General features: G+C 52.6%; 12 protein-coding genes. 8 read left to right on the forward strand and 4 right to left on the reverse strand.

What is annotated here, in order from left to right:
- The first annotated feature begins 146 nt into the window (after positions 1–146).
- The gene (locus tag ACP3TC_RS03805) at positions 147–2,033 is read left to right on the forward strand and encodes an acyltransferase family protein (protein ID WP_426817552.1); all 1,887 of its coding nucleotides are present in this window, start codon (positions 147–149) and stop codon (positions 2,031–2,033) included.
- Between the two features lie 44 nt (positions 2,034–2,077).
- Here ACP3TC_RS03805 and ACP3TC_RS03810 read toward each other — a convergent pair whose 3' ends face one another.
- Positions 2,078–2,956 carry an MBL fold metallo-hydrolase gene (locus ACP3TC_RS03810; protein WP_390902400.1) on the reverse strand — a complete coding sequence of 293 codons (879 nt, stop codon included), beginning with the start codon at positions 2,954–2,956 and terminating at the stop codon, positions 2,078–2,080.
- A gap of 103 nt (positions 2,957–3,059) precedes the next feature.
- Between ACP3TC_RS03810 and ACP3TC_RS03815 the strand changes: the two genes are divergently transcribed.
- Together ACP3TC_RS03815 and queE are read left to right on the forward strand one after the other, a co-directional pair.
- Positions 3,060–3,971: a LysR family transcriptional regulator gene (locus tag ACP3TC_RS03815; RefSeq protein ID WP_313853453.1), complete on the forward strand. Its 912-nt coding sequence runs from the start codon at positions 3,060–3,062 to the stop codon at positions 3,969–3,971.
- A 95-nt stretch (positions 3,972–4,066) separates the two neighbouring features.
- Positions 4,067–4,738, forward strand: a complete 672-nt coding sequence (gene queE / locus ACP3TC_RS03820; RefSeq protein ID WP_313853452.1) for a 7-carboxy-7-deazaguanine synthase QueE — start codon at positions 4,067–4,069, stop codon at positions 4,736–4,738.
- A 42-nt stretch (positions 4,739–4,780) separates the two neighbouring features.
- Here the strand turns inward: queE and queD are convergent, their stop codons facing one another.
- Entirely contained in the window at positions 4,781–5,140 is a 360-nt protein-coding gene (gene queD / locus ACP3TC_RS03825; protein ID WP_313853451.1) for a 6-carboxytetrahydropterin synthase QueD, read from the reverse strand.
- A gap of 295 nt (positions 5,141–5,435) precedes the next feature.
- On the opposite strand from queD, the gene cysJ reads away from it, so the two are divergent.
- The 4 genes from cysJ (at position 5,436) to ACP3TC_RS03845 (ending at position 10,727) form a co-directional block, all read left to right on the forward strand.
- Positions 5,436–7,241 (forward strand): NADPH-dependent assimilatory sulfite reductase flavoprotein subunit, encoded by a 1,806-nt coding sequence (gene cysJ, locus ACP3TC_RS03830; protein WP_313853449.1) that lies wholly within the window; start codon positions 5,436–5,438, stop codon positions 7,239–7,241.
- Positions 7,241–8,953 carry an assimilatory sulfite reductase (NADPH) hemoprotein subunit gene (gene cysI / locus ACP3TC_RS03835; RefSeq protein WP_426817553.1) on the forward strand — a complete coding sequence of 571 codons (1,713 nt, stop codon included), beginning with the start codon at positions 7,241–7,243 and terminating at the stop codon, positions 8,951–8,953. Before cysJ ends, cysI begins: the two co-directional genes overlap by 1 nt.
- A gap of 10 nt (positions 8,954–8,963) precedes the next feature.
- Positions 8,964–9,698: a phosphoadenylyl-sulfate reductase gene (locus ACP3TC_RS03840; protein WP_313853447.1), complete on the forward strand. Its 735-nt coding sequence runs from the start codon at positions 8,964–8,966 to the stop codon at positions 9,696–9,698.
- A 165-nt stretch (positions 9,699–9,863) separates the two neighbouring features.
- The gene (locus ACP3TC_RS03845; RefSeq protein ID WP_426817554.1) at positions 9,864–10,727 is read left to right on the forward strand and encodes a GNAT family N-acetyltransferase; all 864 of its coding nucleotides are present in this window, start codon (positions 9,864–9,866) and stop codon (positions 10,725–10,727) included.
- Between the two features lie 52 nt (positions 10,728–10,779).
- Here the strand turns inward: ACP3TC_RS03845 and ACP3TC_RS03850 are convergent, their stop codons facing one another.
- The gene (locus tag ACP3TC_RS03850; RefSeq protein WP_313853445.1) at positions 10,780–11,064 is read right to left on the reverse strand and encodes a YciI family protein; all 285 of its coding nucleotides are present in this window, start codon (positions 11,062–11,064) and stop codon (positions 10,780–10,782) included.
- The gene (locus tag ACP3TC_RS03855) at positions 11,064–12,083 is read right to left on the reverse strand and encodes an aminopeptidase (protein WP_313853444.1); all 1,020 of its coding nucleotides are present in this window, start codon (positions 12,081–12,083) and stop codon (positions 11,064–11,066) included. Before ACP3TC_RS03855 ends, ACP3TC_RS03850 begins: the two co-directional genes overlap by 1 nt.
- Positions 12,084–12,337: 254 nt before the next feature.
- Between ACP3TC_RS03855 and cysG the strand changes: the two genes are divergently transcribed.
- On the forward strand, positions 12,338–13,753 hold the full coding sequence (gene cysG / locus ACP3TC_RS03860; RefSeq protein ID WP_313853443.1) for a siroheme synthase CysG: 1,416 nt from the start codon (positions 12,338–12,340) through the stop codon (positions 13,751–13,753).
- Positions 13,754–13,761: the final 8 nt, after the last annotated feature.

A 13,761-nucleotide genomic window follows, 5' to 3' on the forward strand; every position in this document is an offset into this window, starting at 1 on the left:
TGCATAAGGCTTTTTTTTATTCTTTATTTTAATCAGTGAGTTAGATTGAAAAGTGCTGCCTTTTCTGGCGGGATTCATTACTGTCCGTTTTGGTGAGGCTGTGTAAGTATTACGTAATTAAATGTAATTATGTAAAGGCTCACCTTATGAAGTATCGCGCAGATATTGATGGCCTGCGGGCATTAGCTGTGCTGCCTGTTATTGCTTATCATATGGGCATTCCCGGCATACCTGGCGGTTTTACCGGTGTAGACATTTTCTTTGTTATTTCCGGATATCTGATCTGCGGCATCATATGGCAGAGTGCGATTAAAGGAGCATTTTCCTACCTCGATTTCTATAAGCGACGCTGCTTACGTATTTTACCGCCATTATTTGCCGTATTGGCGACCACCCTGATATTTGGCTACCACCATTTGTTGCCGGCGGCTTTTACCGATCTGAGCAATAGCGCCATCGCAACCACGCTGTTTTCATCGAATATTTTTTTCTGGCGAGAAGTCGACTATTTTGCTGGTCCGGCAGAGCTTAAACCACTGCTACACACCTGGTCACTGGCGGTTGAAGAACAATTCTATATTATCTTCCCGATAGTACTGCTGTTGGCGGTGAAGTGGTGCCGTCAACGCGTAACGCAAATGATGCTGCTGATTATTGCCGGTTCGTTTTTGCTGAGTATCGTGGGCGTGCTAAAAAAACCTGACTTTACCTTCTACATGCTGCCTACCCGCGCGTGGGAGCTGGCATTGGGTGGGCTGATTGCGGTTTCCACGCTGGAGACGAAGGTCAGCGCGCTGCGATTATCCACCAGAAATCTGATGAGTGTTATTGGCTTATTACTGATTTTGTTTGGTTTTTTATGGCTTGATAGCAGTAAACCTTTTCCTTCATGGAATGCGCTCTGGCCGTGCGTCGGCAGTTTTCTGCTCATTCTGGCCGGTCGTGATGCGTTAATAAACCGTCTGCTGGCGCTAAAGCCAATTGTCTATATCGGCATGATCTCGTATTGCCTCTATCTCTGGCACTGGCCGATTATTGTATACACTAAAATGTTCTATAATTTCAGTGGGATAAATCTATATCTGGTTATCGTTGCCAGTACTTTTGGGCTGGCAGTCGCTTCGCGTTATCTGATCGAAATTCCTTTTCGCTACAAGCTTACAGCTATACGTCCTGCCGGAATCGTAGCGGCATCCGTTGCGGGTCTGGTGGCGCTGGGCGGCGCCACGCTTTATATGGGGCACTTCAATAATCACTCTGGTCAATTTTCTGATGAAGCACTGGCGCTGGCTAAGTTTTCTCAGTACCACGGTTCTGATGAGTATTACTATCAGTTCCGCACCGGCCGCTGTTTTATTGATGGCAATAACGAAGCCAAAGGTAAATATGACTACGATTTTTGCCTGAAAACCGCCAGTGCGGAAAAGAATTATTTGCTGATTGGCGACAGTCATGCGGCCCACTTATGGCGTGCGCTGAGTCTGGCAGCGGGTGAAAAAGTAAATCTTATTCAGGTGACCGCGGCTGGCTGTAAGCCTGTCAGCAGGCAGGCGGTGAATAATAAATGCACCGAACTGATGGACTATGCCTTCAGGCAGTGGATACCGAAGCATAAGCTTGATGGGGTGATTATCTCTGCTCGCTGGAAGCAGGCCGATATTGCGCCACTCGAAGCGACGCTGAAAGAGCTGAAGAAAACCACGGACAATATCATTGTGCTGGGCCCAACGGTGGAGTACAGCGAGCCGCTACCAGACCTGTTAGCCTATCAGCAGGGTGGACGTCAGGATTTGGTGGCAAATTCGGTGGACGGTAAGATCAAAGTCACCGATCACCAGCTGAATCAAAGCATGGGGCAGCAGCAGGTGCGGTATATCTCGGTATATAACATTATTTGTCCGGATAATGTGTGCCGTGCACTGGCATCTAACCATCAACCCAGTGCCTTTGACTATGGCCACTTTACTCTCAGTGGTGCAAATGACGTCGCTCAACAGGTAATGTTACAGATGCACCATAATAAATTTATGTGATAGGGTCCGGCCACCCGGGTCAGTCCGGGTGGCCGAAATTATGCCTATGGCCAGCGCATTTCACCTTTCAGCACTTTAGCACCCAGTTCCAGAGACGACGCCTCTTCTAAATCCGGATACTGCGCTTTAATAATTTTGATCAGCTCAGCAGAGTTTTTGCTCTCGGGCAGGGCTTTCTCGACCGCGCGCAAATAGTCCTGGGTAAAAGTGATTGATTTAACATTCTCATCCGCTCCCGGCAGGAAGTGGCCTGGGATCACCCGCACTGGTCTTAATGCAATCGCTTCATCCAGCGTTTTCAGCCAGTCGGCGCGCTGTTGTTGGGTCTGCGTATCAGCCAGCCAGACGTGAATGTTGTTGCCGCTGACCACTACACCACCGAGCATGGTTTTCAGTGATGGCACCCACAGCCAGCTGCGTTCCGGTGATGGCCCCTTCAGACCTTTAACTTCAATACGCTCTCCGTCTACGCTGAAGCTATCGCCGTGCAGCGGTTGCGGAGTGATTAATTCCTGCGGCGCATTCTCTTTCAGTATCGGTCCCCAATACTTCAGCTTCAGATCTTTAGTTTGATCGATCAGCGCAATAGTTTGTGGCGTGGCGAGAATTTTAGCCTGAGGAAACGCCGCTTTAATGGTATCGAGACCGAAATAGTAGTCAGGATCGGAATGGCTGATATAGACCGTTGTCAGCGTTTTGCCGCTGGCCTTAATCCGTTTTACCAACTCCTGCGCGTCATTGCGCTGGAACTGCGCATCAATCAGCGCCACTTCACTTGGGCCGGAAATAATCTCGGAGCTGACGGCAAACACGCTGGCTTTACCGGGATTATAAACATCAATATTGAGTTTACTGGCGGCAAAAAGGGGAGAAGAGAGGCTGAGGGCGGCAACGCCCATCGATAATAACAGACGAATTTTCATATTGTTCAATTCCTGAAGTGAAGATACAGGCGATAGTAATTTGACCGGATCAAAAGAAAAACCGGATAATCAGCAATAGATTGTTTACTGAAACGAGCAAATCATGGATCGTCTGATCGCCAGTCGGGTTTTTGTCACTATTGTTGAGCGCAACAGCCTCACCGCTGCTGCGGAAGCGCTGTCGATGTCACGCGGTATGGTGACGCGTTATCTGACGCAGATGGAGCAGTGGGCCGGTGCGCGCTTGCTGCATCGCACCACTCGTCGCCTGAGCCTGACTGATGTGGGTGAACGCACCTTATTACGCTGTCGTGCGCTGCTGGAGTTAACCGAGCAGATTGAGAACGACTCACTGCATCACAGCGGTGAGTTAACCGGATTGCTGCGCGTCTCGTGCTCGTTATCGCTGGCACACAGCACCATGGCGGCGGCGGTGCTGGCATTTCAGCAGCAGCATCCGAAGGTGCGGATTGATATGCATATCAGCAATCAGCAGGTAAATCTGGTGGAAGAGCGGATTGATTTGGCGCTGCGTATCACCAATGAGCTATTGCCGGGAGTGATTGCGCGGCCCCTTGGCATATGCGACTCGGTGCTTTGCGCGACGCCGGACTATCTGGCGCAGCATGGCCAACCGCAGAATCCACAGGCGCTGGCAGAGCATAACTGCCTGACTTACACCTGGTTTGGTAAAAGTTTATGGCGTTTCAGCCGCGATGACACGCTGACTGAGATGGCGGTTAGCGGAAATCTCAGTGCCAATGACTCATTCTTTTTGCTGGCGGCAACGCAGGCGGGTAGCGGTATCAGTATGCAACCTTACTATTCCGTTGCCGGATTGCTTGCCCGCGGCGAATTGCAGGAGGTGTTACCGGATTACAGGCTGGAACCGTTGCATATCTATGGCGTGTACAGCTCGCGCCGTCAGCTGCATCCGGCACTGCGGGCGCTGATTGATTTTCTGGTGCAATGGTTTGCCAGTACACCGCTGTTACAGTCGCGCTGGGGCGGCTAAAGTGCTTTTGTGCCTTTTTTGTCGGTGAAATTTGGCGCAACTGTCGCGATCTGACATAATCTGCGCCCCTGATTCTACCGGTTAGCGAGAAAGTGATGCAGTACCCGATTAATGAGATGTTCCAGACATTGCAGGGCGAAGGTTTTTACACCGGCGTTCCGGCAATTTTTATCCGCTTGCAAGGATGTCCGGTTGGCTGCAGCTGGTGCGATACCAAACATACGTGGGATAAGCTGGCCGATCGGGAAACCTCGCTGGGCGATATTCTGATTAAAACCGTTGAAACCGATGCCTGGGGTTCGGCGGATGCTGAAGCGCTGCTGGCGACCATTGCTCAGCAAGGCTGGACCGCACGCCATGTGGTGATCACCGGCGGTGAGCCGAGCATTTATGATCTGACGCCGTTAACCGTTGCGCTTGAAGAGGCCGGTTTCAGTTGTCAGATTGAAACCAGCGGCACGCACGAGGTGAAGTGTTCAGCCCGCACCTGGGTGACGGTGTCGCCAAAGGTGAATATGCGTGGTGGCTATGATGTGCTGTCACAGGCGCTGGTTCGTGCCGATGAGATTAAGCATCCGGTAGCACGTCAGCGTGATATTGAGGCATTGGAAGCGTTGCTGGCGACACTGGCAGACGATAAGCCGCGAATTGTGGCCCTGCAGCCGATCAGTCAGAAGGACGATGCGACGAAATTGTGCATTGAAACCTGCATTGCGCGTAACTGGCGTTTGTCGATGCAGACGCATAAATATCTGAATATTGCCTGATCTGTGGAGGGCGGCAAGCGCCGCCCCTTACAGACAGTGCTGTTAACCTTTATAGACGCATCCCGCCGTACAGGTCTCTTTCACCATAACCGCACTCAGTTCCGGCAGCGTCGGTTTCATCTGATCCCAAATCCATTTCGCCAGCACTTCGCTGGTTGGATTTTCCAGGCCGGGAATATCGTTCAGATAATAGTGATCAAGCCGATCGTATAGCGGTTTGAACGCCGCTTTTAGCTCAGCAAAATCCATTACCCAGCCGGTATGCGCATCCACTTCGCCGGTGATTTCAATACGAACCATAAACGAGTGTCCGTGCAGGCGACCACATTTATGGCCTTCCGGCACGTTAGGTAGATGGTGCGCGGCTTCAAACTGGAAATCTTTAAATAGCGTGGTTGCCATTGTCTCAGTCTCAATCTGTCAAAAAAACCGACGAAGTCTAACGGAAAACACCTTTTTTCGCACCCGTTTAGCGCCAGATGATGCAATCAACTGGGGGCTGCTATTCGGGCAATAATTAACTGACTGATTAACTTATTCTTTATTAACCAGTTTTGCTGCTAAGGCTTACCCGAAAAACCATTTAGTCATTTTGGTTATTTATTATTTCTAACCCTTATTTAATGGTTATTATGCTGATCGGTAACCTACCCCCATTCATATGTCCCGGACCACTGATACTGGAATTCTCAACGCAATGACGACTCAGGCTCCCCCAAGTTCTCTGCTTCCGCTAAACCCGGAGCAACTCGCGCGCTTGCAGGCGGCGACAGGTGATTTTTCTACCACGCAGCTCGCATGGCTCTCAGGTTATTTTTGGGGGATGGTCAATCAGACTCCGGGTAGTGCTGTGGTCAGCGCGCCTGCGCCGGTTGACGTGCCGGCAATCACCCTGCTTTCCGCTTCGCAAACCGGTAATGCCCGTCGCCTGTCAGAACAGCTGCGAGACGATTTACTGGCGGCCAAACTGAACGTTAATCTGGTGAATGCCGGTGACTATAAGTTCAAGCAAATCGCCCAGGAAAAACTGCTGGTGGTCGTGACGTCTACCCAGGGCGAGGGCGAGCCACCGGAAGAAGCGGTTGCGCTGCATAAATTCCTGATGTCGAAGAAAGCGCCGAAACTTAACGATACCGCGTTTGCAGTATTTGGTCTGGGTGATACTTCTTACGAGTTCTTTAGTCAGGCCGGTAAAGATTTTGACGGCAAGCTGGCTGAGCTGGGCGGCGATCGGCTGCTGGCGCGCGTCGATGCTGACGTTGAGTACGCTGCCGATGCTGAGCAGTGGCGTAAGCAGATTGTTGAGATTCTTAAAGCGCGCGTGCCGAGTGAATCACCGGCTCAGGCCGCAGCAACCGCGGCGGGCAGTGTAAATGAAGTGCACTCCAGCCCGTATACCAAAGAGCAACCGCTGACCGCCAGCTTTGCCGTCAACCAGAAAATCACCGGCCGCGACTCGGATAAAGACGTGCGCCATATTGAAATCGATTTAGGTGATTCCGGGCTGCGCTATCAGCCGGGTGATGCGCTGGGCGTCTGGTTTGAAAACGATCCAGCGCTGGTGCAGGAGCTGACAGAACTGCTGTGGTTAAAGGGTGACGAAAGCGTTGAGGTGAATGGCAGTACCTTGCCACTGTCCGAAGCGTTGCAGAAGCACTTCGAATTGACGGTCAATACGCCGCAGATTGTCGAGCGCTTTGCTCATTTGTCACGTAATGAAGCTTTACTGGCGTTGGTTGCCGATAAAGCGCAGCTTCAGCACTACGCGCAGAACACGCCAATTGTCGATATGGCGCGCCAGGCGCCCACTGAGCTGCATGCCGAACAGCTGACGGAATTACTGCGTCCGCTGACGCCACGCCTCTACTCCATTGCCTCGTCGCAGGCGGAAACTGAGAATGAAGTGCATATCACCGTCGGTGCGGTGCGTTATGAAATTGATGGCCGTCCACGTGCCGGTGGTGCATCGAGCTATCTGGCCGATCGGCTGGAAGAAGATGCTGAGATCCGGGTGTTTATCGAACACAACGATAATTTCCGTCTGCCTGCCAATCCGGAAACTCCGGTAATTATGATTGGCCCGGGCACCGGTATTGCGCCATTCCGCGCCTTTATGCAGCAGCGTGATAATGATGCTGCCGGCGGCAAAAACTGGTTGTTCTTTGGCAATCCTCATTTCACCGATGATTTCCTGTATCAGGTTGAGTGGCAGCGCTTTGTCAAAGATGGCCTGCTGACCAATATCGATTTAGCCTGGTCCCGTGACCAGCAGCATAAAATATACGTACAAGATAAAATCCGTGCGAAAGGTGCGGAAGTGTGGCGCTGGATTGAGGAAGGTGCCCACATTTACGTCTGCGGCGATGCCAATCGTATGGCAAAAGACGTTGAGCAGGCATTACTGGAAGTGGTAGCCGAACACGGTGGCATGGACACCGAAACGGCTGACGAATTTTTAAGTGAGCTGCGCATTGAGCGCCGTTATCAGCGAGACGTTTACTAATGAGCGAAAAACATCCTGGACCGCTGGTCGTTGAAGGCAAGCTAACCGACGCAGAGCGCCTGAAAAAACAGAGCAACTATTTGCGTGGCACCATCACTGAAGATCTCGATGATGGCCTGACCGGTGGCTTTAAAGGCGATAACTTTCTGCTGATCCGTTTTCACGGTATGTACCAGCAGGATGACCGCGATATTCGCGCCGAGCGCGCCGAGCAGAAACTGGAGCCGCGTCATGCGATGATGCTGCGCTGCCGCTTGCCGGGCGGTATCATCACGCCAACTCAGTGGCTGGCAATTGAAAAATTTGCCACCGACAATACCCTTTACGGCAGCGTGCGCCTGACTAACCGTCAGACCTTCCAGTTTCACGGCATCCTCAAGGGTAATGTCAAGCCGGCTCACCAGATGCTGCACGAGGTGGGGCTTGATGCGCTGGCAACGGCCAACGACGTTAACCGCAACGTGCTCTGCTCGTCGAACCCGGTTGAGTCTGAGCTGCATCAGGAAGCCTATGAGTGGGCAAAGAAACTTTCTGAGCATTTGCTGCCGCAGACGCGGGCGTATGCCGAAATCTGGCTGGATAGAGAGAAAGTTGCCACCACCGATCAGGAACCGATTCTTGGTGAAACCTATCTGCCGCGTAAGTTTAAAACTACCGTGGTGGTACCGCCGCATAATGACGTTGATCTGCACGCCAACGACTTGAACTTTATCGCTATTGCCGAGAACGGCAAGCTGGTGGGCTTTAACCTGCTGGTCGGTGGCGGTTTGTCGATTGAGCACGGTAATAAAGCCACTTACGCGCGCACTGCCAGCGAATTTGGTTATCTGCCGCTGGATAAAACGCTGGCGGTAGCGGAAGCGGTGGTGACCACTCAGCGAGACTGGGGTAACCGTACCGATCGTAAAAATGCCAAAACCAAATATACCCTTGAGCGTGTTGGCGTTGAAACCTTCAAACAGGAAGTGGAGCGCCGGGCCGGTATCACTTTCGAACCGATTCGCCCGTACGAATTTACCACCCGTGGCGATCGTTTTGGCTGGGTGAAAGGCATCGATAATAAATGGCATCTGACGCTATTTATTGAAAATGGTCGTCTGATGGACTATCCAGGTCGTCCACTGAAATCCGGCGTAGCTGAGATTGCGCGAATTCATCAGGGTGATTTCCGACTGACCGCTAACCAGAACCTGATTGTTGCTGGGGTGCCGGAAGCCGATAAAGACAAGATCGAACAGATTGCCCGCGCCTCGGGGCTGATGGAAAGCGTCACCGCCCAGCGTGAAAACTCAATGGCCTGTGTCTCATTCCCGACCTGCCCACTGGCAATGGCGGAAGCCGAACGCTTCCTGCCTGAATTTGTGACCCGGGTCGAAGGCCTGATGAATAAGCACGGCGTTGGCGAAGAGCACATAGTGCTACGCGTAACCGGTTGTCCGAACGGCTGCGGACGTGCCATGCTGGCTGAAATTGGTCTGGTCGGTAAAGCGCCGGGGCGTTATAACCTGCATTTAGGGGGTAACCGCATCGGCACGCGTATTCCGCGCATGTATCGCGAGAACATCACAGAAGATGAGATTCTGGCGAGCATTGATGAGCTGGTTGGCCGTTGGGCAAAAGAGCGTGAAGCCGATGAAGGTTTTGGCGACTTCACTATCCGTGCTGGCGTGGTAAAAGCGGTTCTCGATCCGGCGCGTGATTTCTGGGAATAACGGAGGCGATATGTCGGTACTCGATCTCGCAACATTGCGTGAATTACCAAAAGTAGAGCGCGTAATGGCGCTGGCAGAAGTGAATAATCAGCTGGATAAACTCTCCGCACAGGAGCGCGTCAGTTGGGCACTGGAAAATCTGCCGGGTGATTTTGTTCTCTCTTCCAGTTTTGGTATTCAGGCTGCGGTCTCATTGCATTTGGTCACTCGTCAGCAGCCGGATATCCCGGTCATTCTGACCGATACCGGCTATCTGTTTCCTGAGACTTATCAGTTTATCGACACGTTGACTGAGAAGCTGGATTTGAATCTGCAAGTGTTTCGCGCCGGGCAGTCAGCGGCGTGGCAGGAAGCGCGCTACGGTAAACTGTGGGAGCAGGGCGTTGAAGGCATCGAAAAGTACAATCTGATTAATAAGGTTGAACCGATGAATCGTGCGCTGCAAACGCTCGGCGGCCAGACGTGGTTTGCCGGTTTACGCCGCGATCAATCCGGCAGTCGCGCACATTTACCGGTGTTGGCGATTCAGCGTGGGGTATTTAAGTTCTTGCCGATTATCGACTGGGACAATCGCCAGGTTTATCAATATTTACAGCAGCATGGCCTCAGCTATCATCCGCTGTGGGACCAGGGCTATCTGTCGGTCGGCGATACCCACACCACGCGTAAATGGGAACCCGGTATGGCAGAGGAAGAAACTCGCTTCTTCGGCCTGAAGCGTGAATGCGGCTTGCATGAAGGTTAATGATAAATTTAACTAAACTTATCTCCATGTAGTTTAGCCGTGTTTATTAATAATTGTGTGTGGTATCACGGTTTCATTAATTTTTTGCCATTCCATTGTTTAATTAAACTTATCGATCAATCCTTGTTGGGTGACATTTTACTCACTCAGCAAGGAGATACTCTGGTGTCAGATAAAGACCTGATGTTGTCTGGATCAATCAACGATCCATCTTCAGTTCTGAAGAATTCACTGCGTTTTGGTAAACCGTATTCATCTGACGAAATTGATATCCAGCAGGTCGGTACTCTGCAGGATTTTTTTACCGGCATGAGCAAATTACATGCTGCGTATCTGAAATTGGGTCTGGTTACTGCCCAACCCGGTAATATGCTTTTTTCTCCCTGGTTTTTCACGGCAGCTAACCGGCTGTTTCTGGCTAAAGTCGATGAAGATGTGATTGGAACCATTGCGCTGATTAAACAGAGCGGGCAAGGGCTGCCTGCTGAAAAAGTGTTTGCCAGGGAAATTGACCAGTCTGGCTGCTGTCCGGAGCGCACCGCAGAGATTGGCTCGTTATGTATTGATGAGAGTTATCGTGGCGGCGGCGTTCTGCGTGAGCTGTACGCGTGGATTATTCTGTATGCCGTATTTTTCCAGCGTATCGATACCTTGTTTATTCAGGTTGAAGCGCGCAAGGCGCGTTTTTATCGTGATGTGCTGTTCTTTAAGCAGGTGGGGGAGAGCCGCCTGCATCCGGCATACCAGAATAAACCGACGGCATTGCTGCGGGCAGATGTGAAACCGACGCTGGCTTTTTTAAGAAAGCAGCTATCGCCGCATAAGCATCTGAGCCTGAGAGAAGTGCTGAAATCGATGAATATCAATCATCTTTACAGCAAACTAGTGGAGCGGATGAAGCGGGAACAGGCCTGGTGCTGGACCGCGGAACATGCGCGTCACTACTGCGACCGCTGTTGCGTCAGAGACGAAGCGCTGAACAGCATCCAGCGCGCCGAGTTACAGAAAATTCTCAATCGTAGTAACTGACAGACTTTCACGGGCGGAGGCAGGAAGTCAGGCCGCCCGTATCCTCAGCGAGTCAGCTGGCCACCAGTCCGCTAAATGCCGCAGCCGCTCGCGTCACATTCACTTTTGTCACCTCGTAATGAGCCACCGCGACAAACGGATCTTCAGCCAGAATGGTTTCCAGCCGCTGGCGATCGATATCTTTCACCATGATCATTCCGCCGGTGCGCGGATCTTTGCGACCCGCCGCAATAAACACCCCGGCGTCGAAGTAGCGATCAAGCCACTGAATATGGGGTTCCAGCAGGGCTTCAACTTCTTCAACCGGGCGATGATAGTTCAGATAAACGATATACATTACGGCTCCTTTTTTTCGGCCGGATTAGCCAGTTCGGTAATTAACGGCAGCAGAATTTTTACGCTGTCGCGGCTGCGTAGCGCGATACGCCCAGGCAACCAGCGATCGATATAGCTGAGGTTATCACGCTCGGTTTGATGGCGGCTAATACCCTCCGGGAAGTGCGGTGACTTACTGCGCTGCTGACTGCCATCCTGATGGCCCAGTTTCCAGTTTGCCGCACGCACGCTAAGCAGTGGAAAACCAGCGCTGTCGAACGGATCGGCTGGCTTGTTTAGCGGGTGGCTGCTGGCGTTGATGCCGTAACGATGAGCAATCGCCAGCGCACGGTCGCGGGTCTGACGTGCTACCGCTGCCGGAGTATTGCTGCCGCTGTTAAAGTAGAGCTTATCGCCCACCAGCAGACTGTCGAGATTAATCACCAGCAAAGTATGCTGTTTCTCGTTGGCTTTCATTCGCGCGAGGTAATCTTCGCTGCCCCGATGACCAATCTCTTCGCCGCTCAAGGCAACAAAGCGAATGCCATAGTGCAGCGGCTGGCTGCTGAGTCGCTGTGCCAGCTCAAGCATTACGCCCAGGCCGGCGGCGTTATCATCCGCTCCCTGTAAGCGTAAGCCGCCAAGATTGTTTTCGACATCGCTGTCGCTTAGCGGGCTCCAGGTATCAAGATGGGCAACGATCAGGATCTCCTGTGGCGCTTTGCCCGGGCGTGCGGCAATCACCGAACTTCCGGTAACCTGACGCCAGCTGGTACTGCCATCTTTATGCTGGTATTGATAACGGGTATTAAAATCCCGTTTGTCGCTGTGATAGCCCATATCGCTGAACTGCTGCTGCAAATAGTCAGCGGTCAACAACTCGGCCGGGCTTCCGACCATGCGGCCAGGAAAAAGGGTAGCAATATTGCGCAACTGCTGTTCAGCAAACTTGCCGATAGCGGGCTGTGCCGCCATGACCGGTAATGTGATGCCGCAACTGAGTAGCGAGGCCAGCACTCTCAGGCGGAGGGTGGAAAACATTTCAGAATCCTTAGGCGTCATGCCATAGCGCGAGCGAAATTTTTTTGCTGCAATATTATGAAATTGTGATCGCCGTTAGACAATTTCATTCGCTCTGAAACGCCCTAAATATCATCCGTTAAGCACATTTTGTTCTCAGCTTAGCCGGTTCGTTATTCCATTAGGTAACTACTCATTCCAATTAGTAATTTCATCTGCCCGAACCTGCAGACGTATAGTCGCGTTAACTTTCTGTTATTTCATATAAGGTCGACGTGGACTATCTTCCGATTTTTGCCGATCTCAAGTCTAAACCGGTTCTGGTGGTAGGCGGTGGTGATATTGCGGCGCGCAAAATTGAATTACTGCGTCGTGCCGGGGCGCGGGTGCAGATTGCTGCTCGCGAGCTGTGTGAAGAACTTCAGGCGCTGGCCGACCACGACCAGCTTGAATGGCTGGCGACCTCTTTTGACGAGACACAGCTTGATAGCGTGTTTCTGGTGATTGCCGCCACTGATGACAGTGCGCTGAATGCCCGGGTATTTGAAGCGGCCAGTCAACGCCATCTGCTGGCGAACGTGGTGGACGACCAGCCAAAATGCTCCTTTATCTTCCCCTCGATTGTCGACCGTTCACCGCTGGTCGTCGCGATCTCCTCCAGCGGCACCGCTCCGGTGCTGGCCCGTTTGCTGCGCGAAAAACTGGAAACGCTGTTACCGGCCAATCTCGGGCAGATGGCAGACATTGCCGGTCAGTGGCGCGACAAGGTTAAACAGCGCTTTAGCAAGATGTCAGATCGCCGTCGTTTCTGGGAACGTGCCTTTAATGGCCTGTTCGCCAGCCAGGTGGCTGCCGGTAACGTGCAGGGTGCCCGGCAGACGCTGGACAGTCAGTTGGATAACCCCGAGCAGGCGCAGGGGGAAATTATTCTGGTGGGCGCCGGGCCGGGTGACTCTGGTCTGCTGACATTGCGCGGTTTGCAGGTGATGCAGCTGGCCGATGTGGTGCTGTATGACCATCTGGTCAGTGACGAAATTTTGGATCTGGTGCGCCGCGATGCCGACAGGATCTGCGTGGGTAAACGTGCCGGAGCGCATTCGGTGCCGCAGGAAGAGACCAATCGCCTGCTGGTGACGCTGGCGCAAAAAGGTAAACGGGTGGTGCGGTTAAAAGGCGGCGATCCGTTTATTTTCGGTCGCGGTGGTGAAGAGTTACAGGCCGCGCAGCAAGCGGGCATTCCGTTTCAGGTGGTGCCAGGAATTACAGCCGCAGCCGGCGCTACCGCTTACGCTGGTATCCCGTTAACACATCGTGATTACGCGCAGAGCGTGCTGTTTATTACCGGCCACTGCCGTCCCGACGGCGAGGGTATCGACTGGCCTTCACTGGCGCGTGCGCGTCAGACGCTGGCGATCTATATGGGAACGGTAAAAGCGGCGGAAATTAGTCAGCAGCTGATTGCTCATGGCCGTGACGCCAGCACCCCGGTGGCGGTCATTGGCCGCGGCACCCGTCAGGATCAGCAGGTATTAACCGGTACGCTGGAACATCTCGAAGAACTGGCGCAACGCGCCCCAACGCCAGCGCTGTTGGTGATTGGCGAAGTCGTCAATCTGCACGCGCAGCTGGCCTGGTTTCAACATTCAGCACAGCAGGCCGGACGTGAGTCCGCCGTTGTGAATTTGGCTTGAGGAAAGAT

Origin of the sequence: Winslowiella sp. 2C04 (assembly GCF_050037805.1) — a bacterium.
In the GTDB taxonomy this organism is placed as follows: Bacteria; Pseudomonadota; Gammaproteobacteria; order Enterobacterales; family Enterobacteriaceae; genus Erwinia; species Erwinia toletana_A.